Origin of the sequence: Bacillus sp. IBL03825, assembly GCF_024712505.1 — a bacterium.
GTDB lineage: Bacteria > Bacillota > Bacilli > Bacillales > Bacillaceae_G > Bacillus_A > Bacillus_A wiedmannii.
Genome location: NZ_JAMXKE010000001.1, coordinates 4,832,536 through 4,856,215 on the forward strand (window position 1 = coordinate 4,832,536; position 23,680 = coordinate 4,856,215).

Here is a 23,680-nt window from a genome sequence, read left to right on the forward strand (position 1 = left end):
ATTTTTCTACTTTATAATGACTTTATGTGTGTTTCTTTGGGAACATTTTTGACACACTAAGAAAAGTGAATGAAAGGAGATGAGAGTTTTGCACGAAACAACGCAAGAGCTCGCAAACTGGCAGTATTATTTTGCTATCGCAGTCTTTTTAATTACATATGCCATTATTATTTCAGAAAAAATTAATCGCGCTGTCATCGCACTTCTTGGTGCAGCACTCATGGTAATTATGGGGGTCGTTGATTTACACAACGCCTTTACGAAACATATTGAATGGGGGACGATTACGCTACTCATCGGTATGATGATTCTGGTGAACATTACGAGTAAATCGGGTGTCTTCCAATACGTTGCCATTAAAGCAGCAAAAGGGGCGCAAGGAAATCCAATTAAAATTTTAATTTCACTTTCCTTACTTACTGCGCTTGGTTCCGCATTTTTAGATAACGTTACAACTGTACTTCTTGTTGTTCCAGTTACTTTATCTATTACGCGCATACTGCAAGTAAATCCTGTTCCTTATTTACTTTCTGAAATTATTTTTTCAAACATTGGAGGAACAGCAACATTAATTGGTGATCCGCCAAATATTATGATTGGTTCTGCAAATAAGCATTTAGATTTCAATGCTTTCTTATTCAACTTAGCACCTATCGTAATCATTATTATTGCTGTTACAGCGACAATACTTTACTTCATGTACCGTAAACAATTAATTGCTGACCCTGTACAAATTAAAAAATTAATGAGTTTAGATGAAAAACAATACATTAAAGATCCAGTATTAATGAAAAAATCTTTAACAGTACTTGGGCTTACAATCGTAGGTTTCATGACTCATTCGATCTTCCATGTTGATGCGGCTATCATCGCTTTAACTGGTGCTACTGTACTTATGCTAATCGGTGTGAAAGAACATGAAATTGAAGAGGTATTCGCAAGTGTAGAGTGGGTAACAATCTTCTTCTTCGCAGGACTATTCGTACTTGTTGGAGGACTTATTGATATCGGCCTTATCAAAATGTTAGCTCAAAAAGTAATTGGAATAACAGGCGGAGATGTTTCTTACGCATCTATCCTTATTTTATGGGTATCTGGTATCGCCTCTGCAACAATTGATAACATTCCATTCGTTGCAACAATGATCCCACTTATTAACGATATGGCAGTTGGGCTAGGTTTATCACCTTCTGATGCACAAATCGACGTATTATGGTGGGCATTAGCATTAGGTGCTTGTCTAGGTGGAAACGGAACATTAATCGGAGCTTCTGCTAACGTAATTGTTGCAGGTATCGCAAGTCGTGAGGGCCATAAATTTAGCTACATGGAATTCCTTAAAGTCGGCTTCCCAATTATGATCGTTTCATTAATCATTTCTCATATTTATATTTATTTACGCTACCTTATGTAGTAAAAAAAGGGCTGTCCTATGTGGCAGCCCTTTTTTCTTAGTCAACGAAATATCGATTAACCAACAAAGAGCTGTTCCAAAATATCTTTGAAACAGCTCCCCGCATATATCTACTCTTTATACCTTACCGGCTCATTCCGAATAATGAACAAGTGAATCGGTAAAAAAACCGAAAATGTGATTGTATGAATAATCGTAAACAATATAGAATTCGTTCCGTATCTATCTAAAATTGCGTAGATAAGATAAATAGACAGCACAATCGATACAGCTGTTGCTAATAAATATAGAATTGGTACGAAGTTAAAAATGAAACACGCGACATATATGCCGAATACTTTCCATCCTGCTTCTTCTTTTAAGAAATCCGGTAATTTGTCTTTCGCTAAATCCCCCCATATCTTACTATTTAAAAAAGGAATAAACGCAAGAACACCATCCGTTGCACCATCATTTTTCGCCATCGTATACAGTGCAAAAGCCGTTAATAAATACGCAATAATTGCCCAAATCAATATAACAAGAATAAACGCAAAACTAAGAGCAAAGAAACCTGCTAGTACGCCTTGATCTTCCATCTTATCCTCTCCTCTCTACTTTCAACATATTTCATTACTTTACAAGTTATGTTTTAAAATTTATCCAAACTCTCTGTATAATGGTATGAGAAAGGTAATAAGAAAGGAGAACGCACTTATGCATCCATTTGTACAAGCATTACAAGAGCATTTCATAGCTCATAAAAACCTTGAAAAAGCGGAACCGATGGCACGTTATATGAAAAATCACTTCCCATTTCTCGGTATTCAAACACCTGAAAGAAGACAACTATTGAAAGACGTCATCCAAATACATACTCTCCCAGATCAAAAAGATTTCCAAGTTATCGTACGTGAGCTTTGGGATTTACCAGAACGTGAATTTCAAGCGGCCGCACTCGATATTATGCAAAAATATAAAAAGCATATAAACGAAACGCATATTCCGTTTTTAGAAGAACTCATTGTAACAAAATCTTGGTGGGATTCTGTCGATAGCATCGTTCCTACATTTTTAGGGAATATCTTTTTAAAACATCCGGAATTAATTTCCGCCTATATTCCAAAATGGATTGCATCAGATAACATATGGTTACAACGCGCCGCTATTTTATTCCAGCTAAAATATAAACAAAAGATGGATGAAGAACTTCTTTTCTGGATTATTGGACAACTACATTCTTCAAAAGAATTTTTCATTCAAAAAGCAATCGGCTGGGTCCTTCGCGAATATGCAAAAACGAAGCCCGATGTCGTTTGGGAATACGTGCAAAATAACGAGCTTGCCTCGCTTAGTAAACGTGAAGCAATTAAGCACATTAAACAAAATTACGGAATAAATAACGAAAAAATAGGCGAGACTCTATCATAGATAGACGCGTTCCTCTATTGAGATTTAAAAAAGAACGTGTTAGAATATGTTCATTATTATTAATATAAGTAGCGATGACGGACTTATAAGTACTTGCACAAAAGCGATTCAGGGATAGTGAAAGCCTGAAACCGCAAGGAAACGGCAGTCCCGAGCAATACGTGATAAAGTGGATGCACCTGTTGTGTATCAACTAGGGTGGAACCGCGGGCAAACGCTCGTCCCTAGGCAATTAAGCCTTGGGATGAGCGTTTTTTTATGTTTTCAAAGCATATACCGCTCGTTTCACTAGTATCTGAGCACGTCATCGCCAATACGTTAACTTTCAAAAGGAGGATTTTATTATGTATTCAATGGAACAAGTTGTAAACTTAGCGAAACATCGCGGTTTTGTTTTCCCTGGTTCTGAAATTTACGGTGGTCTTGCAAACACTTGGGATTACGGTCCACTTGGAATCGAATTAAAAAATAACGTTAAAAAAGCTTGGTGGAAAAAATTCATTCAAGAATCTCCACATAACGTTGGTTTAGACGCAGCTATTTTAATGAACCCAAAAACTTGGATCGCTTCTGGTCACGTTGGTAACTTCAACGATCCAATGATCGACTGTAAAAAATGTAAAGCGCGTCACCGTGCCGACAAATTAATTGAAGATGCATTAGATGCAAAAGGCATCGAAATGGTTGTTGATGGTCTTACTTTCGACCAAATGGCTGATTTAATGAAAGAACATGAAGTAAAATGTCCTGATTGTGGTAGCCAAGAATTCACTGAAATCCGTCAGTTCAACTTAATGTTCAAAACATTCCAAGGTGTTACAGAGTCTAGCACGAACGAAATCTTCCTTCGTCCTGAAACAGCACAAGGTATTTTCGTAAACTTCAAAAACGTACAACGCTCTATGCGTAAAAAGCTTCCATTTGGTATTGGCCAAATCGGTAAGAGCTTCCGTAACGAAATCACGCCTGGTAACTTCACATTCCGTACACGTGAATTCGAACAAATGGAACTTGAATTCTTCTGTAAGCCTGGTGAAGATTTAGAGTGGTTCGCATTCTGGCGTGAAACTTGTAAGAACTGGTTACTTTCACTTGGTATGACTGAAGAAAGCATGCGTCTTCGTGACCACGGTGAAGAGGAATTATCTCACTACAGTAACGCAACAACTGATATTGAATTCAGATTCCCATTCGGTTGGGGCGAACTATGGGGCGTTGCATCTCGTACAGACTTCGATTTAAAACGTCACATGGAACACTCTAATGAAGACTTTAACTATATCGATCCACAAACGAATGAGCGTTACGTACCGTACTGCATCGAGCCATCTTTAGGTGCTGACCGCGTAACATTAGCATTCTTATGTGATGCATATGAAGAAGAGCAATTAGAAAACGATTCTCGTACAGTTCTTCGTTTCCACCCTGCTTTAGCACCATACAAAGCAGCTATCTTACCATTATCTAAAAAGCTATCTGAAGGTGCTACTGAAGTATTCGCAGAACTAGCTAAAGACTTCATGGTAGACTTTGACGAAACTGGTTCTATCGGTAAACGTTACCGTCGTCAAGACGAAATCGGTACACCATTCTGTATCACTTACGACTTCGACTCAGTTGAAGACAAAGCTGTTACAGTACGTGACCGTGACACAATGGAACAAGTTCGTATGCCAATTAGCGAACTAAAAGGTTTCTTAGAGAAGAAAATCCAGTTCTAATTATAAGAAAAAGAGGCGCTCTATTGAGCCGCCTCTTTTTACTTTTCACGTTTTTCTTTAATTGCTACTGTACATCTTGATATGCATAGTAAATCATCATTTTCATCAATAATACGCACATCCCAAACCATCGTTGAATGTCCTCTATGTATCGGTGTCCCGATCGCTGTTACAATTCCATCTTTCTTTGAGCGAATGTGATTTGCATTAATTTCTAGACCGAAACAAATACATTTCTCTTGATCAATTAAATTGTATGAACCAACACTTGCTACTGTTTCCGCTAATGCAAGAGATGCACCGCCGTGTAAAAAACCAAACGGCTGATGCGTACGCTCATCAACAGGCATCGTAGCAACCACCTTATCTTCTGTCATCTCTAACAACTCAATTCCAAGTGAATCCATTAAAGTTTTTCCCATATCGTTTCCTCCTTCTCTTACTTTAATTGAATGTATAATTTTACCTATTTATTTTCAAACTACTTATAACACTTATATAAGGAGGTTTCACCTAAATGAAACAGAAATTTTGTATATTACTGCTTATGTTCTCCTTGCTGTCTATTGTACCAAATTGTGCACTAGCAGCCAAAGCATCCAACCTGACAATCGATGTTCAGACTGTAACACAAAAAGGTAAGAAACCTTATATAGAATATCAAATTAACAGACCTTCTTTTCACAATTTTTCCGATTCTAAATTTCAAAATAAGCTCAATTTCTATTACAAAAAATCTACCGATAAATTTAAAACAAAATTAGAAAAAGACGCAAAAAAATATTATAAAGAAACAGAAGGATCTAGTACACCATTTCATCCGTACGTGGCGAATGTTGATTATAAAGTCTCCCTGAATAAACCACCGTTTCTCAGCCTATATTTGAATTACTATCAATATACAGGCGGAGCACACGGTCTTTATACGTGGAAGGCAAACACATTTGATTTAAACGAAAAAAAGTTACTACGCTTAGATGATTTATTTCAACAAAAAGATACATATAAAGAAGTAATCCGCGCTGAGATCGTAAGACAAATTAAACAAAATGAAGGCATTTATTTTCCCGATGCAACTGAAAAGGTCATGAGCACGAAAAAGTTTCACTTCTTTTTAGAACCGGACAACCTCGTCATTTATTTCCCTTTATATGAGATTGCTCCTTATTCAAGCGGAATTCCTCAATTCCGTATTCCGTATACGTTGCTAAGAGAGTATTTGAAGCCTTCTTATCAAAATATTTTGATTGACAACAAGTAAATATTTTCGCTACGATAATGTTAACCTAAAAACAACAGGAGGTTAACATTATGAGAAGATTTCATGTTTTAGATTTAGCATTAGCTGCCATGTTCGTCGCTCTTATGGCCATTGGTGCAAATATTGTATCTTGGGCACCATTCCTGCAAGTAGCGGGCATCCCATTATCTATGCAACCATTTTTCGCAATTTTAGCAGGGCTTCTTCTTGGAAGTAGACTTGGTGCATTATCAATGACTGTGTATATGCTCGTTGGCTTAGCTGGTGCACCAATTTTCGCTAACTTCAAAGCTGGATTCGGGGCACTTTTAGATCCTACTGGTGGTTTTATTATTGCATTTATTATCGTTGCTTACGTATCAGGAAAACTAGTAGAACAAAAAGAACGACCAACATTCAGTACATTTGCAATTGCCTCTTTCACAGGAATCATTTTAACGTATATTATCGGTACTACTTATATGTACGGGGCAGTCAATTTCTTCATGGGTGGTAATATGAGTTATAAAGCTGCTTGGATGATTATGATGTGGTTCGCAGTAAAAGATATTGCATTTACCATTATCGGTGCTATTATCGCACCTCGCATATACTATGCTGTACGTCGTTCCGCTTATCAGCATTCTCATTCGACGATTTCATAATAAAAAGAGTTATCTTACTATGCTAAGATAACTCTTTTTTGTTTCTTCGACAATATACGACACATATTAAAAATGATTTTTGTTATGCTAATTCAGCAAATTAGATATTTTGCACATCTAATTAGAACAATATTTTGGAGGAAAATCAGTGAATCTATCAAAAAATACACTTATTAAAGTAAGTGTCGGAGTACTATCTTTATTTTTCATACTAGGTATGAGTATCGGTTACAAATTATATGGAAATAGCGAGTTAGGAATGTCATATACCTTTGGAAACGGCCTAGCATTTTTCTTTTTAATTCTTACTATAGTTAGTTTATGCGCGGCTTTAATCTTTATTGTTATTGGGTTAATTAAGAAAGTACGAAAATTACCAGCAAAAAAATCTTTAATAACATCGTTAATACTATTTCTAACAACCGTTATATCCGTCATCGTTCTTCTCTTTACGATAACAAAAGTAACAAATATGGAAGAGGAGTATCAAGCTCTTCAAGCCCAAAAGAAAAAAGAAGCTAATTACTTAATTGCCGCAGCATCTTTTTATAATAATATAAACACCTTTAAATATGCAGCATCTTACGTGTTATCCGAGTATTCAACTACATGGTCAAGCGCAATAGATAAAAGACAGGACTTCAATAATGCACTAAGTTCTAAGAGAACAGAAATTGACGGAATGATTACAAGCGTTGATACGTTTTATAACAATATGGGAAATGATTTAAAGTTAGTCTCTGAAGCTGCAAAAGAACAGCCTAATAAATATAAAGAAACCTATGAAGAATATAAAAAAATATATGGGATTATCACTGCGCTTAACGAACAGGCCCAATCTCCAAGTGGCAGCTTAATTTCATTTAATCAAAACGTTAATGCATTGATTCAGGAATACAAAAAAGCAGCTGGTAATATTAATATCGCTATTACTGATGAAATAAAATCCAAAGCTGATGAGCTAAAGCCTACTGATCAAAAGTAAAGACACTCTCTTGAGAGTGTCTTTTTTTCTCAAAAAAATCCCCTTTAGATTAAGCAGTAAATACGTTCCTTTACCGCTCATCCAACAGGGGATTATATCACTATATTAAGACTGTTGCTTCGTGTGTTCTTCTAAAATTTTCTGCATCATTGGAACCATTTCATCACGTAATTCTGGGTGTTGCAGGGCCATTTCGATTGTCGTTTGAACGAATCCTAACTTTTCACCTACGTCGTAGCGCTTTCCTTCGAAATCGTAAGCGAATACACGTTGAATTTCGTTTAAGTTTTGGATTGCATCTGTTAACTGAATTTCACCACCAGCACCAACATGTTGCTGTTCTAAGAACATGAAGATTTCAGGTGTTAAAACGTAACGTCCCATAATTGCTAAGTTTGAAGGTGCTGTACCTGCTGCTGGTTTCTCAACGAAATTGCGAACTTGATAACGACGTCCTTCCTGCTCTAACGGGTCGATAATTCCATAACGGTGTGTTTCATCTTCTGGAACCGTTTGTACACCAATAACAGAAGAAAGCGTTTTATCATATTCTTCAATTAATTGACGTAAACATGGTTTTTCAGCTTGAACGATATCATCACCTAATAAAACAGCGAATGGCTCATCACCGATGAATTTACGTGCACACCAAACTGCATGCCCTAATCCTTTTGGTTCTTTTTGACGGATATAGTGAATATCTACCATTTTTGAAGAAGCCTGTACTTTTTCAAGTAACTCATACTTTTTCTTTTCTAATAAGTTTTGCTCTAACTCAAATGCATTATCAAAATGATCTTCAATAGAGCGCTTCGTTTTACCAGTAACGATAATAATATCTTCGATTCCTGATTTTATTGCTTCTTCTACAATGTATTGGATAGTTGGTTTATCTACTATCGGTAACATTTCTTTTGGCATTGCTTTTGTAGCTGGTAAAAAACGTGTTCCTAATCCAGCTGCTGGGATTATCGCTTTTCTTACTCTTTTCATCACAAAATACCCTCTCTTCTGTCAGAATCAATAACGATTATTTCCTTACATAGAACAAAAGGGAGGTTTCACTCCCTTTTGTTCCCTACTACTTAAAATTACTTTATATTATAAACGATTCATAATATCTTCTTTAATAGTAAGTAACTTTTGTTCACTATTTTGTAAAGAATTATCTTGAACACCGAAGTAGAACTTAATCTTCGGTTCAGTTCCCGATGGACGTAGGCAGAACCAAGAACCATCTTCTAATTGATATTTTAACACATTTGATTTCGGTAAGTGAATCTCTTCTTTATGTCCATCTTGTAAAGATGTAACGATGCTCGCTTTATAGTCTTCAACAGCCACAACTGTTAAGCCCGCTACTTCTTTCGGAGGATTTTCACGGAATGTTGCCATCATCTCTTGAATTTGTTCCGCTCCATCTTTTCCTTTTAACGTTAGCGATACAAGATCTTCACGGAAGAAACCGTACTTCTCAAATACTTCTAATAAACCATCGTATAACGTTTTACCTTGTGATTTGTAGTATGCAGCTACTTCACATGCAAATAGAACAGATTGTACTGCATCTTTATCACGACAGAATGGACGGATTAAATAACCATAGCTTTCCTCATAACCGAATTGGAATTCGTATTGTCCGCTTTCTTCATACTGTTTAATTTTCTCACCGATAAATTTAAATCCAGTTAACGTATCAACTGTATCTAAACCGTATGCTTTCGCGATTGTACGGCCAATTTCAGACGTTACGATTGTTTTTAATACAACACCGTTCTCTGGAAGCGTTCCGTTTTCTTTCTTTTGAGATAATAAATAATCAAGCATTAATGCACCTGTTTGGTTACCCGTTAATACTTGGAACTCACCATCGTGATTACGAACTGCAACGCCTAGGCGGTCTGCGTCAGGATCCGTTGCGATTAACACATCTGCGCCTACCTTCTCACCGTCACGAATTGCATACTCAAACGCTGCATGCTCTTCTGGGTTCGGTGATTTTACTGTAGAGAAGTTCGGATCTGGTAATTCTTGCTCTTTTACAACTGTTACATCTTTAAATCCAACTTCTTCTAAACCACGGCGTACAGAAATATTTGATGTTCCATGTAATGGTGTAAAGACGATTTTTAAGTCTTTTCCAACATTTTGTACCATTTCTTTATTAATGATGACATTGTTCAATTCTGTTGCATATGCATCATCTACTTCTTGTCCAATAATATGTAATAAACCGTCAGCTTTTAATTGCTCCACATTAGCAACCTCAACTGTTAACTCATCCTCTACTGCATTTACATAGCTAATTAATTCATCAGCTTCTTTTGGAGGCAACTGCCCACCATCTTCACCATATACTTTATAACCGTTATATTCCGGTGGATTATGGCTTGCCGTAAGAACGATTCCACTTACTGTATGTAAATGACGAACTGCGAAAGAAAGCACTGGCGTTGGACGCAAGCTTTCAAACACATATGTTGTGATACCGTGTGCACCAAGTGTAGCAGCTACTTCCATTGCAAATTCAGGTGATTTATGACGAGAATCGTACGCTACAACAACACCGCGTTTTTTCGCTTCTTCACCTAATTTTTCAATAAACTTTGCTAATCCTTGTGTTGCTTTACGAACTGTATATACATTCAAACGGTTCGTACCAGCACCAAGTTCACCACGCATACCACCTGTGCCGAATTCTAGATTTTTATAAAAGCTGTCCTCAATTTTCTTCTCATCTTGCTTCATGTTTTCTAACTGTTCTTTTAGTTCTGCATCTAACTCTGCATATGAAAGCCAGCGACTAAATTCTTGTTTCCAGTTCATATTTCTATCTCCTCTCGCTTGTCCTACCTTTATTATATGAAAAAAACAACCTGTATCTCAATATTTTTTACAATCTAACAGGATTTTACTAGGAATATTTGTATACACTATGGTTAAATACTCCAATAAAGGGAATGAGGATTATGCAAGAATGGGGCTTGTCAGAAGAGCTCAAAATACAAACAAAGCAAATGATTGAAATTGCTGAGAAAGAATTATCCATTATGAGACAAGCAATTGATAAAGAGGATGAATGTATTTTGTGCAAAATGGAAGATATTCATCATATGTTAGCAAACGTACAAACATTGGCAGCTACATACTATATTCAAGCGTATTTATCACCTTATACGGAAAGCTCACATTCTATTACAGCAACTGTCCAACATTTAAGTGCCCGAAAACACGGGGCTCTTATTGTTGTGGAAAGAAACGAGCCGCTTGACTCTCTCATTCAAACTGGAACAACATTACATGCTCATTTAACCTCACCGTTACTTGAATCCATTTTCTATCCAGGTAACCCTCTTCATGACGGAGCCGTTCTCGTTAAAAATAATCATATTGTTTCAGCTGCCAATATTCTTCCGTTAACGAAAAGCACAGAAGTTGATCCTGAGCTAGGAACACGTCACAGAGCTGCAATTGGTTTATCAGAAAAAAGCGATGCACTTATTTTAGTTGTCTCTGAAGAAACAGGCCGCACTTCATTCGCTTTAAATGGGACGTTATATACGATTTCTTTATAGGATCCATCTTTTCCTATAGAACAGTACAATAGGAATTGAAATTATATCGACTTACCGAAAAAAAATGACAATAATCATACCAATAAAAAAGGCTGTTCCAAAATATTGGAACAGCCTTTTCTATTGGATCTTACTCTTCCCCGAAACGTTCAACAAGTGTTGCAAGTGTACGTACCATTGCACCTGTTGCTCCAGCTGGCCCTAAATCATGCGCTCCTGACGTTTCAGATGTTCCCGCGATGTCTAAGTGTACCCAAGGTGTATCTTCAGCAAATTCACCTAAGAATGTACCTGCCATAACCGCATGTCCTTCACGGCCTGGTGAGTTATTTAAATCGGCAAACTTACTGTTTCGAACGCGTTCTTTATCACGATCAAAAATCGGTAATTGCCAAATTGATTCATCTGTTTCCATAGACGCCTCTAGCACTTGCTCAAACAACTCTTCATTGTTTGTCATTGCGCCTGTCGTCTGATTTCCAAGTGCAACAATTACACCACCTGTTAATGTCGCAACATCAATAAGATAGTTTGCACCTAGTTTTTTCGCATACGTAATACCGTCAGCTAACGCTAGGCGACCCTCTGCATCTGTATTTAATACTTCAATTGTTTTTCCGCTCATAGATGTGATTACATCGTCTGGCTTAAATGCTGTACCACTTACAACGTTATCAGTTGATGGAATAACAGCAATCACATTTTGCTCTGGGCGAAGTTCACCGATAATTTCCATCGCACCTAATACAGACGCAGCACCGCCCATATCACCTTTCATACCGACCATGCCTTCACGTGGTTTTAAAGAATAACCACCTGTATCGTATGTAATCCCTTTTCCAACGAATCCAATGACATCTGTCCACTCTTCTTTTCCTTTATAAATAAGAGCGATCATTTTTGGTGGCTCAGTAGATCCTTGGTTTACTGCAAGTAACGCACCCATACCAAGCTCTTCCATCTCTTCTTTCTCAAGAACTTTATAATCCATATCATACTTTTCTGCTAACTCAACAGCATACTCAGCAAGCTTTGTTGCTGTTAATACGTTTGGTGGCATATTTACAAGTGTACGAGCTGAATTTGTTGCACGTCCATGTACGTAGCCAACTGTTAATGCAGCTTCAATTTCTTGTGCATCTTCCGCTGTAATAGCCGTGAACTTCTCTAGTTCCACACGATCCTTTTTATCTGATTTATACGTTTGTAACTCATATGTACCAAGACCTTGTACTTCTGCTGCAATATGAGCTACATCAATCGCATCCAATTTCTCTGTTACGAAAGAATCAAGCAAGATTGCTGCATCTTGTACTTTCGCTGCTTGTAACGTTTTAAACGCCTTACCAAGAGCAGAACGCAACGTTTCTGTCGTGTAAGACACTTTCTTACCTAAACCAACGAAATAATAACGTTTCACATTTGTTTTTCCTAAACTATGTACTTTTGAAATAGCTTTCTTCTTAGTAGAAAGTTCTTTCTCTTCTAATAAAACTTGTAATTGTCCTTCAAAAGCTTTGTCCAGTTCTTGTACAAAACTACTCGTTTTCTCTTCTTCAAATAAGGCAACGATTACCGCTTCATGGCTTGCTAATTCTTTTTGTACTTGAAACATGTTCAGACCCCCTAAATTTCTCTACTCTGCCTTTATTATAACTTTATTTTCGATAAAATGCGACAATTCTAACTTCTGTTACATCCTATATAATCCATATTTCTTCTATTTATAAAATAAAAAAGTCTAGCGTACTTCCCACTAGACTATCTTTGTTTTAAATATTGACCGCGAAACACTTGCATCGTTTCGTCTTGATTTAACATCGTTAACTCTTCTTCTGAAAACTTACCATTTCCGACTTTCACTACATACACATTTACTTTTTTCTTACCCCATTGGCTATAAACATCTTTCACCGTATCATAATATAGATCAAGACGGTTTCCTTTTATTGCACCGCCCTTATCAGCTACTACACCGTACCCATAACCTGGTACGAATAGAATCGTTCCAATTGGGAATACGCGTAAGTCCGCAGCTATTGTGGAATATAAATCCCTTTTCACCTTAACTCCTGAATATGTAATACCATACTCCGGATGTCCCGGTCTCTTACCAGTTGATTCAATTCCCGACGTATAACCTGTTGCAGTCATTTCAATTGAACGATATTTAGACCAGTCGTTTGCCTGCTCTAAAGCATTTATCACTTCTTTACTCGGAGCAACATTTCTCTTAACTTCTGCTGCATGTACTTCTTTTGCACTCGTTCCCTCATATTTCTTTACAATCTCTAATAAAGAAACTCCTGTGAAAGCATTCCATGTTACGCATAATGCGGATACAAGTAAACAAGTCATCATAATGCGAATACAATATCGTTTTAACATTTTTATATTCCACACTCCTTCATCGTTAATCATTCCCTATACGATGAAGGAATATGCAAAAAATAATCCCCAAATGAATTGGAGATTAAAACATTTGATATCCGCTTTTCCGAAGTTTCTTAATGACAATTCCGGCTAAGGCAGCACCTACTAATCCAGTAGATAGAATAAACACATCTGCCTGCCCTAAATGCGATACACTTGTCCCAAATGAAGAGAATGTTTCTTTCGGCTTTGAAAAATAATCCCACACACTCGCCTTATTAATAATAAGTATACAAACAATCGGATACACAATAACCATTACCCATGTCGCTCGCAATATCATGTTGAGTAAAAATCCAATTCCAAAAAATAAAATGAAAAATAACATCATTGAAATAAGTAGTACCGGTATACTCACTCTTTCTCCCTCTCCTTCGTCTGCGCCGTAAATACGTGATAAGCTGTATAACCAAATTGCTCTCCTGGATCTAATGTTTTGTTCATCTCAAGATGTGGTTCTGATCTTCCTTCAAACAAATATTTGATAAGTACAGACGTATTTGGATCGTCCGCAATCGTATCTGGATGTAAAAATGCTACTTCAGACAATTCCTTCTCCTGTACAATAATGTTTTCTCCTTCAGGCTCCAAAAGGAAAATAATCATATTATCACTAATCTCATTGCGAATCACGCCCGATCGAACACCAATGATCCCCTTCACATGAGCGACGATACCTGTCTCTTCTAACACTTCACGTTTCACAGCTTCATCAACCGTCTCACCTTCATTTACAAAACCAGCCGGTAAAGACCATTTCCCCTTTAATCCACTGTATTTTTTCTTAACGAACAGCCACCTGCCATCTTTTGTAGCAACTAAACCACTAACAGCTAACCACACTTTCCCTCGCTTCTCCATGATGTAATACCCTCCTCTACTAGAACGGACAGAATATTCTTTCTTTTTTATATATTATACTATATTTTTTAAATGAAAAAAGCAGAAACAGCTCTTAGCCGTTTCTGCTTTTTCTACTATATATTAAAAGAACTTTAATTTACCTTTTTTAAGAACTAATAAAGGTCCACCTAATAAGAATAGGTAACGGTTATCGATAACTTTCTTCATGAAAGAAGCTTTCCAACCTGTTAACTTTTTGCCCATAACAACGCCCATTGCATCGTCATGACCTAAAGAACATACAGATCCTTTATTATCAAATGCGAATTTTTTCATTTCGCCCTTGCCACGAACTAACACAGTTAAGTTGTGTGCAATGTTGTAACCTTCTTGAATTGCGATTTGTGCCGTTGGTGGATATGGACGATTAATTTCTTCGTTAATGATTAACGCTGCGTCACCAACCATGAATACATCTTCGTATCCTGGAGCGTGCATGTACTCATCAACTTTTACACGTCCGCGCATTGCTTCAAAGCCAGACTCTTCTACAATACCGTTACCACGAACACCCGCAGCCCAAACTACTGTTTCAGACTTAAGTAATTCAGTATCATCACCGTTTGCAACGATAATACCTTCTTCAGTTGCTTCTTTAATTGCTGTACCGATGCGGAATTCTACGCCTTTTTTCTCAAGTTGTTTTACAGCATATTCTACTAATGCTGGATCGAAACCTGGAAGTGCTGTTGGAGCAGCCTCTACACAGATGATACGTGCTTTTTCACGTGGTACATTGTACTCTTTGCAAAGTTCTGGAACACGGTTTGCAAGCTCACCTACGTACTCGATACCAGTAAATCCAGCACCACCAACAACGATTGTTACTAACTCATCGCGTTGTTCAGTTGCATATTTAGCGAAACTAGCTTCCATATGCTCACGAATTTGACGAGTTGCATTAATGTTAGCGATTGAGAATGCATGCTCTTTTAATCCTGTAATTCCGAATGTTTCTGATTCGAAACCAAGACCGATTACTAAGTAGTCATACTCTAACTCGCCGTCTTTTAAGATAATGCGTTTTTCAGCAGATTTAATTTCTACTACTGTATCTTGTACAAAGTTTACTTTATTTGTATCAATAACGTCTTGAATATCTAGACAGATTTTTTCATCTTGTAATGTACCAGCTGCGCTCTCGTGTAACCAAGTCGCTTGGTAGTGATAGCTGTTGTTGTTTACTAACGTAATTTCAGCTTCATTTACAGATAATGCTTTTTGCAGACGAACAGTCGTAATCATCCCGCCATAACCTGCACCTAAAACTACGATTTTTGGAGTCTTCACCAAATCACAACCCTTTTCTTTATATAATAGTAATGAAAAATAATACCAAGTACTAAAAACTCTATTTGTCAAGAATGTGGAATTTATCACATTCTATATCATAACAAAACGCAGTCAAAAAATCGTACGAATTTTGTCATAGAAATTTAACATAATACTTCCCTATATTAGTCGGTTTTATTCCAGAATTCAAGCGTCTGGCGAATTATCAATATTTTAAAATAACATAGCGTTTTCAAGGGTTTTTCAACCTTTTTTTCATGTATTTTCCTTTCACCATATTTTATACAATTAAAAAAGCATCTATGCGAAAACTTACACACAATTCAGTCGTTTTCGGAAGTATTATGAACTCAAATATGCTATCATTTATTTGAAAGTGTCATCATTTGCAGGATTTTCTTGTACATATGAACAATATATGAAATCAATATCAAAATTCCATCTATAGGGGGCATGAAAGTGGCAGAAAATCAAAAAGTTTACGACATAACAATTATTGGTGGTGGTCCAACAGGACTGTTCACAGCATTTTATGGCGGCATGAGACAAGCAAGTGTAAAAATCATTGAAAGCTTACCTCAACTTGGAGGACAATTATCCGCACTCTACCCTGAAAAATACATTTATGATGTAGCTGGATTCCCGAAAGTGCGTGCACAAGAATTAGTTGATAACTTAAAAGAGCAAATGAAGAAATTTGACCCAACCGTTTGTTTAGAAGAAGCTGTTGATACGCTTGAGAAACAAGCTGACGGTATATTTAAACTTGTTACGAATAAGCAAACTCACTATTCTAAATCAGTTATTATTACTGCTGGCAATGGTGCTTTCCAGCCACGCCGCTTAGAATTAGAAGGTACAGCAAAGTACGAAAAGAAAAACTTACATTATTTTGTTGATGATATGAATAAATTTGCTGGTAAGCGCGTCGTAGTATTTGGTGGCGGCGACTCAGCGGTTGATTGGACAATGATGTTAGAGCCAATTGCTGACAAAGTTACAATCGTTCATCGCCGTGATAAATTCCGTGCGCATGAGCATAGCGTAGAAAGCTTAATGAATTCCCGTGCGGAAGTAAGCACACCGTACGTTCCAGTTGAACTCATTGGTGATGACAATATTGAACAAGTCGTTCTTCAACACGTAAAAACGGAAGAAAAAATTATCATCGATGTGGATGATGTAATTGTAAACTACGGCTTCGTTTCCTCTCTTGGTCCAATTAAAAACTGGGGCTTAGATATACAAAAAAACAGCATTCTCGTGAACTCAAAAATGGAAACGAATATTCCTGGCATTTACGCTGCTGGTGACATTTGTACATATGAAGGAAAAGTAAAACTCATTGCTTGCGGCTTTGGTGAAGCACCAACAGCAGTAAACAATGCAAAAGCTTACTTCGATCCAAACGCAAAACTTCAACCGATGCACAGCTCAAGTATGTTTTAATATAGAAATGAAAAGAACTCCTTTTACGTGAAGGAGTTCTTTTATTATTGTGCTACCGTATCCTTCCAAAATATGTTACAATAAACAAGAACAAACGTTCTATTTGATAAGGGGGATATTTTAAAATGAAAGAACCTAAGATCGTAAAAAAAGAAGCTTTCCAAGCAATCGGCGTTTCGATTACGACGACAAACGAAAAAGAAGCATCTACTGAAGGAAAAATCCCACAGCTTTGGAACCGATACTTCCAAGAACAAATGATGCATCACATCCCAAATCAACAAACGAAAGAAACATTCGCTTTCTATTCAAATTACGAATCGGATGAAACTGGTACATATCAATTTACGATCGGTATGCCCGTTTCTTCATTAGAAGACGTTCCTGAAAATATGACAACTTTAACAATACCTGCCGCTACATATGCGGTATTTACAACGAGAAAAGGACCAGTTGCTGAAGTCGTTTGTGAGGCTTGGGAATATATTTGGCAATGGTCGAAAGAAAACAAACGTGCTTTTACAACAGACTTTGAGCTTTATGATGAAAAAGCAACAGATCCAACCAACGTACAATTAGATATTTATATTGCATTAGCCTGAACGACAAAAAAGAAGATACCAAATGGTATCTTCTTTTTTGTCGTTAAATAGCCACTGTGCAAACCCAACATTATTGTCTACAATGAGAAAGTGCAGTATAGAAATATTAGAAACTGTATAAAACGATTGTTAATAGGTTTTTTAGTTTAAATTTGTCACATAGAAAGGAAGCAATATGGAGGAACTACAACAAAATAAATCTGCTTTAAAAGAAAATGCGAAACCGTTATTAAAAAATACAAATTTCCTTTTCCTTTGGGCAGCTACACTCTTTTCAAGTTTTGCCTTAGCCTTTTTTACTTTTTCACAAACCTGGTACATAGCAAAAACATTAAACCTTGAGGCTTCACTCGGTGTTGTTTTCGTAGCTCTTAGTGTTCCAAGGCTTATTTTTATGATTATCGGCGGTGCTGTAGCTGATAAATTCCCGAAAAAAAACATTATGTTTTACTCTAATATTATTCGTGCTATTCTTGTCGCAACCATCCTTACATGGTTCATCGTAGGTGATGTAACACTATATACATTTGCTTTATTCGCTTTATTCTTTGGGCTTGCTGATGCTTTTTTCTGGTCAGCTGATGGATCTATCTTGCCTGAACTTGTAGAAAAAAGCCGTTTAACACAAGCAAACTCACTTACACAAATGTCAAATCAAGCATCGGTCATCTTAGGCCCTGTACTGGGCGGAATTCTTATCAAATTTACGAACTATGAGACGATCTTTTCGATCACGATTTTATTACTAATTGTCGCAGCCATACTCGTTCAAAAAATACAATTTACGATGCCAGAACAGCAAAATACAGACAAAGGCATGTTCACTTCTATTAAAGAAGGAATTTTATATGTAAAGGAATCACCATTCCTTTCAACTTTCCTTCTTTGTAGCGCCTTTTTAAACTTATTTTTAATCGGTCCGATGCAAGTTGGTTTCCCGCTTTTCGTTAAAAATGTTCTGCACGGTGACTCGCTTCAGTTCAGTTACTTAGAAGCATCTGTAGGAGGCGGAATGGCAATAGGCGCTGTCATTGTCGGTTTAAAAAATATTAATCGTAGACGCGGTCTATTTTGTATTATCATGATGCTACTGTCTGGTGTATTCTTCTTATCAATCAACTTTAGCACCGTACTTTGGCAAGCATTATTAGCTGGCATGTTTTACGGTATTACAATTGCAATGGCTATCGTTCCGCTTATGGCGATGATTCAATCGACAGTAAAAGAAGAAATGATGGGACGCGTAATGAGTTTACTTATGCTCTCATCAATGGGCTTTATCCCGCTTTCTTATGCATTCACATCAATCGCACTTGCAATAGGACTTCCAATCGTAACCGTTATGAAAAGCGGTGCAATCGCCGTTATCGTCTTCGTACTCTTTGTAGCGATTCGTGTTCCAGTTGTAAGAAAGTTTGATTAACTACTTGGAGTCATGTGTTATACGCATGGCTCCTTTTTAAACGGATCAAATAACAGTATCCCCTTCCTTCTTCTCACAGCTGCTCCCCATTCTAGTCCAACCTCTAAAAATAGATCCCGCACTGTACTATATAAGAGCGCCTTAACATTTTTACGGATTTCCCCGTATTTATACGCTCTCACAACACTCTTTACTCGCCAAATGAAATTTCCATACACTTCTTCATCAGCTAATATTTGCTCCAGTAAAACACCTTGCTCTAGTAACCCGCTCTTTTTATATGCAAGTTCCACCTTACTCCAAAATATATTAATCTTTTTCGGATTACGCGTCATTGGCACAAGTGCGTATATAAAAGGCTTCGGTATATCGTGACGGCAATACGTCTCATCAAGTTCGTACGTTTCTTTTCTATTCTCTTTTATTTGTGGAATGTTTTTAAAAATAATTGTTTCCCCTTCACTTTTTTGCTCATTTTTACTACAGCCATCTACACGATCCTCACTTTCACATGCGGACAGTTTCATACGGTCATCCATGCGGTCAATTGCAGATGTAAGAAATACATATAAGTTCGCACTATATCCGCCGCGCTTATGTCTTTCTTTTGTCGCAACACGCTTTATAATTCCTAGTTCCTCTAACTTTGCAATTGAGCGGCGTACTGTACGAATGCTCTTTCCAACTTTTGTAGCAATCGTCTCCATTAACGGACAAGCAACTCCCACTGTTTTCTGTTTCTCATTCACCGCATACTTTCCTAAAAAATGAATGATGGTAGTATCCGTTTTATTTAATTCAAATCGATAGCACTTCAAAATTTGTCTTTGATATGTATTAAACTCTTCTTTACTTCGAAATTCACTATATGGTTTCATTAAATTATATAAGCTTCCCATTTTTATCACCTCATTTATAGGTAAGAGTCAGGAAGCAAAATTGGCGTGATATTTTAAATTTTTTTGGAGGTGACAATATGATCGTAATTAGCGCTTGTTTAGGTGGTATCGCTTGTCGGTATGATGGAAATGACAATCTCGTTTCAAAAATAGAGGAGCTACTGCAACAAGAAGATACAGTCCTCATTTGTCCTGAAGTATTAGGAGGATTACCAACGCCTCGTCCTTCAGCTGAAATTATTGGCGGGAATGGCGATGATGTTTTAGATGGGAAAGCGAAAGTGATAACAAAAGACGGTGAAGATGTTACAAAAGCTTTCGTGAGCGGTGCTTATAAAGCTCTAGAACAAATGAAAGATTTACATCCAGAATATATTATTTTAAAGGAACGCAGTCCATCTTGTGGTAGTTCTACGATTTACACTGGAGAATTTAACGGGAATAAACAAACTGGTTACGGGGTAACAACTGCTTTATTCAAAAGACATGGATTGAAAGTCATTTCAGAAGAGGATTTCGAGAATATAAAAAGGAATTGACCCTGTTCGTCAATTCCTTTTTCTTTCTTATTTTGCACCTAATTTTTCTTTCACTTTCGCAGGAAGCTCATCTTTCTTTACTTCTTCCCAAGCTGATACACCTTTTTTATTTGAGTGATATACACGTAAGAATGCTTCTTTACGAAGATTTTTTTGTGCATTAAATTCTAATTCTTTTTCTTTCCCGTCTTTATCAAAACCATTTAGTTTATATTCGTAATTTTTATACGGCTCACCATTATCAGATTTACCATTATACTCTTTTCCATCTACTGTAATTTGAACGTAATACTCGTCTTTACCCATACGATTTAAATCACAACCAACTAATAGACTTGCAAATACAACTAAAATACTAAAAAGTGCAATATATCTTTTCATTTCCTTCACCTCATGTGTTTTTCTTATATTGTTATCTTAAAGCCTAAGCTTTAAAGAAGAAATTCAAAAACATGACATGAACATTACACTTTTGTAAGATAATCATTATTTCTTCACTTTAGAAACCGTCATTCCGTCACCAATTGGACTGAGTACGGATTCTAAACTTGGATGAGTTGCTACTACTTCGTTATAAAAAGCCTTAAGGGAACTGAATTAATCATCCCCCTTAAGGCTTTTTATCCTCTATCTCTTTACTGCCAATTTTTTATGTACCTATTACCGCCAATAACGTCTTTCACGCCAGTTTCGCCACTTATCACAGATTTTATCACGTAATTTCCTTATACCGTTTATTACACCTTCTATTATGCATTCTATTATAATATCTATCACAAGGTATCTTATAACTCTAAAAATAGAACCTATAACGTACTTCAATATAAATTCAAAAATATCTTCCAGCATATATCTCCTCTTTCTACCCTTCAAATATAACTCAAACAAAGAGAACTTTAAAAGAAGCTCAAATAAATAATAATGCATAAGTTGAACAACTTAAAGCTACTTTAGCGGCTATTTTTTGTACCAACTGGCAGTTTCGTCTTCAATATATGAAAAGGGATTTCTAAATGATGAATTGAATATATACTTATTGTTTTCTAGCTTTCGAGCGAAAGTTTTTATATGTCCTAATTTAAAGTTTTCGAGGAGAGAAATACTATGAACCCTATTTTATTGGATGTTCCGTTACAAATAGAAACAGACAGACTCATTCTTCGGGCACCACTTCAAGCTGGTGAAGGGAATATCGTACACGAAGCTATTAAAGATTCCATTCGTGAATTAAAGCAATGGCTACTTTTATTCCAGTCAATTCCTACTGTTGAAGAAACCGAAATTCTCCTGAGAAATGCGCATATAGATTTTTTGAAAAGAGAAAGCTTTCGCTATCTTATCTACCATAAGGAGACGAATGATTTTATTGGAACGGCTAGCCTTCACGAAATCGATTGGAAGGTTTCTAAATGTGAAATTGGATACTGGATTAACACGCAATTTAGTGGTAATGGATATATGACAGAAGTAGTAAGTGCGTTAATAAACTTTGGATTTCAGTTATTCAAATTTAGAAGGATTGAAATACGATGTGAACGTAATAATACGAAAAGTCGTGCAATCCCTGAAAAACTAGGTTTTGAGCTTGAAGGGACATTACGTAATGAAGATCTTTCAGCTGACGGCAAACAACTAACTGATACTTGCATCTATGCAAAAATAAATTAGATTTTAACATTCGTTGTGCAACATATCTTAAAGTCGGTTTCTAAATTGGGAAGGCGACGTTTTTGATTTTTTACGACAAAAGAAAAGACCTCCTTAACGATTTTATTTCATCGCTAAAAAGGTCTTTCTCTATTTCTGCTAAAAACTTAGCACTCTTCTGGCTTACCAGCATTCGTCGCTGTACGGAAAGATGATCCACATCCGCATGATGCGATTGCGTTTGGATTGTCGATTGTGAATCCGCCGCCAAGCATAGATTGTTTATAATCAATTTTTACTCCTTTAACAATTGGAGCACTTTCTGTATCGATAACAAATTCAACACCGAAAAACTCAAGAACTGTGTCGTCTTCTTTTGGTTCTACTTCAAATCCTAAGCCGTAAGAAAGGCCCGTACATCCGCCGCCATGTACAGCAAGGCGCACGTACTTCTCTCCATCTTCAGCATCTTTTAACATATCTTTAATTTGAAAAGCTGCTTGTTCTGTTACTTCAATCATGAAATACACCATCCTTTCTGTTCTCATTCTATTATACATCTTTACGCTTCTATCTTGTACTCATACACTCCGCGGCAAATTACTTCTGCTGGTCCTTTCATTAACACATTGCCTTCTTCTGTCCATGCAATCATTAAATCGCCGCCAGCTAAATGAACTGTAATTTCCTTACCATGTTCCATTTTCCCATTTAAAATAGAGGCTACAACTGCAGCACACGCCCCTGTTCCACAAGCTTGTGTTACACCAGATCCACGTTCCCAAACGCGGAAGTTCATCTCTGCATCATTCAAAATCTCGATGAATTCAACATTTACTCGCTCTGGGAACATTTCATGTGTCTCCAAGACTGGACCAAGTGTTGTAAGAGGCGCTTGTTCTACATCATCAACAAAAATAACCGCATGCGGATTCCCCATTGAAACAGCTGTAAATGCATAGCGATGATTATTGTATAAGAAGTTTTCACGAATAAATGGTGTTTCACCTTCACCAAGCATCGGTATTTCTGCACGTGTTAAACGCGGTGCTCCCATATCGATTTTTGCTAATGTAACTTTCCCTTCTTCTACCGTTACTTCCGCTGTTACAATACCAGCTAACGTTTCAATTGTGAAAACTGTTTCTTCTACTAGTTTATGCTCATACGCATATTTCGCTACGCATCGTAAACCGTTACCACAACTCTTTCCTTCTGAACCATCATTATTAAACATGCGCATTTTCACCGGAGCTACGTCAGATGGACAAATTAAAATCATCCCATCTGCTCCAATACCAGTATTAATATTGGAAACCTTTTCCGCCACAAGAGCTAAATCTTCTTCCGGAATTTGTTCTTCAAACATATTTACATATATATAACTATTGCCAAGACCATGCATTTTTGTAAAAGAAAATCGGCTCATTTGTATTCACTCCAAAAATAGTTTGTTATTTTAAGTATAAAATGCACGCTTTT

At 36.8% G+C, this 23,680-nt stretch carries 26 protein-coding genes and 1 pseudogene; 12 read left to right on the forward strand and 15 right to left on the reverse strand.

The genetic code is table 11. The annotated features are described in order from the left end of the window. Nucleotides 1-88 precede the first annotated feature (88 nt). Nucleotides 89-1,414: an ArsB/NhaD family transporter gene (locus NHG49_RS24970; protein WP_000545212.1), complete on the forward strand. Its 1,326-nt coding sequence runs from the start codon at nt 89-91 to the stop codon at nt 1,412-1,414. A 110-nt stretch (nt 1,415-1,524) separates the two neighbouring features. Here NHG49_RS24970 and NHG49_RS24975 read toward each other — a convergent pair whose 3' ends face one another. Continuing rightward, entirely contained in the window at nt 1,525-1,992 is a 468-nt protein-coding gene (locus NHG49_RS24975) for a hypothetical protein (protein WP_064476314.1), read from the reverse strand. 118 nt (nt 1,993-2,110) lie between these two features. Here NHG49_RS24975 and NHG49_RS24980 point away from each other — a divergent pair, with 118 nt between their 5' ends. Beyond that, a complete protein-coding gene (locus tag NHG49_RS24980; protein WP_064476313.1) occupies nt 2,111-2,824 on the forward strand; it encodes a DNA alkylation repair protein in 714 nt (237 codons plus the stop codon). 344 nt (nt 2,825-3,168) lie between these two features. Continuing rightward, complete coding sequence (locus NHG49_RS24985) at nt 3,169-4,545, forward strand: glycine--tRNA ligase (RefSeq protein ID WP_060488162.1); 1,377 nt, start codon at nt 3,169-3,171, stop codon at nt 4,543-4,545. A 38-nt stretch (nt 4,546-4,583) separates the two neighbouring features. On the opposite strand, the gene NHG49_RS24990 is transcribed toward NHG49_RS24985, so the two are convergent. Then, nucleotides 4,584-4,967: a hotdog fold thioesterase gene (locus tag NHG49_RS24990; protein WP_000520763.1), complete on the reverse strand. Its 384-nt coding sequence runs from the start codon at nt 4,965-4,967 to the stop codon at nt 4,584-4,586. Between the two features lie 95 nt (nt 4,968-5,062). On the opposite strand from NHG49_RS24990, the gene NHG49_RS24995 reads away from it, so the two are divergent. The 3 genes from NHG49_RS24995 to NHG49_RS25005 all read left to right on the forward strand — a co-directional run bounded on the left by NHG49_RS24995 (nt 5,063) and on the right by NHG49_RS25005 (nt 7,435). Further along, nucleotides 5,063-5,806, forward strand: coding sequence for a DUF3298 and DUF4163 domain-containing protein (locus tag NHG49_RS24995; protein WP_064476312.1), 744 nt, complete (start codon nt 5,063-5,065; stop codon nt 5,804-5,806). 50 nt (nt 5,807-5,856) lie between these two features. After that, nucleotides 5,857-6,450 carry a biotin transporter BioY gene (locus NHG49_RS25000; RefSeq protein WP_001252151.1) on the forward strand — a complete coding sequence of 198 codons (594 nt, stop codon included), beginning with the start codon at nt 5,857-5,859 and terminating at the stop codon, nt 6,448-6,450. A gap of 148 nt (nt 6,451-6,598) precedes the next feature. Then, nucleotides 6,599-7,435, forward strand: coding sequence for a hypothetical protein (locus NHG49_RS25005; protein WP_064476311.1), 837 nt, complete (start codon nt 6,599-6,601; stop codon nt 7,433-7,435). Nucleotides 7,436-7,540: 105 nt separating this feature from the next. Here NHG49_RS25005 and galU read toward each other — a convergent pair whose 3' ends face one another. Together galU and NHG49_RS25015 are read right to left on the reverse strand one after the other, a co-directional pair. Then, on the reverse strand, nt 7,541-8,428 hold the full coding sequence (galU, locus tag NHG49_RS25010) for a UTP--glucose-1-phosphate uridylyltransferase GalU (protein WP_000832650.1): 888 nt from the start codon (nt 8,426-8,428) through the stop codon (nt 7,541-7,543). Between the two features lie 108 nt (nt 8,429-8,536). After that, the gene (locus NHG49_RS25015) at nt 8,537-10,261 is read right to left on the reverse strand and encodes a phospho-sugar mutase (RefSeq protein ID WP_064476310.1); all 1,725 of its coding nucleotides are present in this window, start codon (nt 10,259-10,261) and stop codon (nt 8,537-8,539) included. 143 nt (nt 10,262-10,404) lie between these two features. On the opposite strand from NHG49_RS25015, the gene cdaS reads away from it, so the two are divergent. After that, nucleotides 10,405-11,010 (forward strand): sporulation-specific diadenylate cyclase CdaS, encoded by a 606-nt coding sequence (cdaS, locus tag NHG49_RS25020; RefSeq protein WP_001158734.1) that lies wholly within the window; start codon nt 10,405-10,407, stop codon nt 11,008-11,010. 130 nt (nt 11,011-11,140) lie between these two features. Here the strand turns inward: cdaS and pepA are convergent, their stop codons facing one another. The 5 genes from pepA to NHG49_RS25045 all read right to left on the reverse strand — a co-directional run bounded on the left by pepA (nt 11,141) and on the right by NHG49_RS25045 (nt 15,636). Beyond that, nucleotides 11,141-12,625, reverse strand: a complete 1,485-nt coding sequence (gene pepA / locus NHG49_RS25025) for a cytosol aminopeptidase (protein WP_064476309.1) — start codon at nt 12,623-12,625, stop codon at nt 11,141-11,143. A 146-nt stretch (nt 12,626-12,771) separates the two neighbouring features. Beyond that, the gene (locus NHG49_RS25030) at nt 12,772-13,398 is read right to left on the reverse strand and encodes a 3D domain-containing protein (protein WP_000920109.1); all 627 of its coding nucleotides are present in this window, start codon (nt 13,396-13,398) and stop codon (nt 12,772-12,774) included. A gap of 85 nt (nt 13,399-13,483) precedes the next feature. Continuing rightward, the gene (locus NHG49_RS25035; RefSeq protein ID WP_000027007.1) at nt 13,484-13,801 is read right to left on the reverse strand and encodes a YuiB family protein; all 318 of its coding nucleotides are present in this window, start codon (nt 13,799-13,801) and stop codon (nt 13,484-13,486) included. Continuing rightward, the gene (locus NHG49_RS25040) at nt 13,798-14,304 is read right to left on the reverse strand and encodes an NUDIX hydrolase (RefSeq protein ID WP_064476308.1); all 507 of its coding nucleotides are present in this window, start codon (nt 14,302-14,304) and stop codon (nt 13,798-13,800) included. Before NHG49_RS25040 ends, NHG49_RS25035 begins: the two co-directional genes overlap by 4 nt. Nucleotides 14,305-14,427: 123 nt before the next feature. Beyond that, entirely contained in the window at nt 14,428-15,636 is a 1,209-nt protein-coding gene (locus tag NHG49_RS25045) for an NAD(P)/FAD-dependent oxidoreductase (protein ID WP_258126633.1), read from the reverse strand. A 462-nt stretch (nt 15,637-16,098) separates the two neighbouring features. Here NHG49_RS25045 and NHG49_RS25050 point away from each other — a divergent pair, with 462 nt between their 5' ends. From NHG49_RS25050 to NHG49_RS25060, 3 genes are all read left to right on the forward strand, one after another. After that, nucleotides 16,099-17,088 (forward strand): NAD(P)/FAD-dependent oxidoreductase, encoded by a 990-nt coding sequence (locus NHG49_RS25050; protein ID WP_000829782.1) that lies wholly within the window; start codon nt 16,099-16,101, stop codon nt 17,086-17,088. 125 nt (nt 17,089-17,213) lie between these two features. Then, complete coding sequence (locus tag NHG49_RS25055) at nt 17,214-17,690, forward strand: GyrI-like domain-containing protein (RefSeq protein WP_064476306.1); 477 nt, start codon at nt 17,214-17,216, stop codon at nt 17,688-17,690. A 175-nt stretch (nt 17,691-17,865) separates the two neighbouring features. Next, the gene (locus NHG49_RS25060) at nt 17,866-19,113 is read left to right on the forward strand and encodes an MFS transporter (protein WP_064476305.1); all 1,248 of its coding nucleotides are present in this window, start codon (nt 17,866-17,868) and stop codon (nt 19,111-19,113) included. 17 nt (nt 19,114-19,130) lie between these two features. On the opposite strand, the gene NHG49_RS25065 is transcribed toward NHG49_RS25060, so the two are convergent. Further along, a complete protein-coding gene (locus NHG49_RS25065) occupies nt 19,131-20,012 on the reverse strand; it encodes a helix-turn-helix domain-containing protein (RefSeq protein WP_258126634.1) in 882 nt (293 codons plus the stop codon). Between the two features lie 77 nt (nt 20,013-20,089). Between NHG49_RS25065 and NHG49_RS25070 the strand changes: the two genes are divergently transcribed. Beyond that, on the forward strand, nt 20,090-20,551 hold the full coding sequence (locus NHG49_RS25070; RefSeq protein ID WP_064476303.1) for a 2-thiouracil desulfurase family protein: 462 nt from the start codon (nt 20,090-20,092) through the stop codon (nt 20,549-20,551). A 27-nt stretch (nt 20,552-20,578) separates the two neighbouring features. Here NHG49_RS25070 and NHG49_RS25075 read toward each other — a convergent pair whose 3' ends face one another. From NHG49_RS25075 to NHG49_RS25085, 3 genes and pseudogenes are all read right to left on the reverse strand, one after another. Continuing rightward, a complete protein-coding gene (locus NHG49_RS25075) occupies nt 20,579-20,932 on the reverse strand; it encodes a YxeA family protein (RefSeq protein WP_064476302.1) in 354 nt (117 codons plus the stop codon). A 105-nt stretch (nt 20,933-21,037) separates the two neighbouring features. Continuing rightward, nucleotides 21,038-21,127: pseudogene (locus tag NHG49_RS25080) on the reverse strand (O-methyltransferase); the annotation flags it as partial. 84 nt (nt 21,128-21,211) lie between these two features. After that, the gene (locus tag NHG49_RS25085) at nt 21,212-21,400 is read right to left on the reverse strand and encodes a hypothetical protein (protein ID WP_064476301.1); all 189 of its coding nucleotides are present in this window, start codon (nt 21,398-21,400) and stop codon (nt 21,212-21,214) included. A 255-nt stretch (nt 21,401-21,655) separates the two neighbouring features. On the opposite strand from NHG49_RS25085, the gene NHG49_RS25090 reads away from it, so the two are divergent. After that, nucleotides 21,656-22,219, forward strand: coding sequence for a GNAT family N-acetyltransferase (locus NHG49_RS25090; RefSeq protein ID WP_064476300.1), 564 nt, complete (start codon nt 21,656-21,658; stop codon nt 22,217-22,219). A gap of 146 nt (nt 22,220-22,365) precedes the next feature. Here the strand turns inward: NHG49_RS25090 and NHG49_RS25095 are convergent, their stop codons facing one another. Together NHG49_RS25095 and dapF are read right to left on the reverse strand one after the other, a co-directional pair. Continuing rightward, nucleotides 22,366-22,719 carry a HesB/IscA family protein gene (locus NHG49_RS25095; protein ID WP_000573830.1) on the reverse strand — a complete coding sequence of 118 codons (354 nt, stop codon included), beginning with the start codon at nt 22,717-22,719 and terminating at the stop codon, nt 22,366-22,368. A gap of 41 nt (nt 22,720-22,760) precedes the next feature. Further along, entirely contained in the window at nt 22,761-23,627 is an 867-nt protein-coding gene (dapF, locus tag NHG49_RS25100) for a diaminopimelate epimerase (RefSeq protein ID WP_064476299.1), read from the reverse strand. Nucleotides 23,628-23,680: the final 53 nt, after the last annotated feature.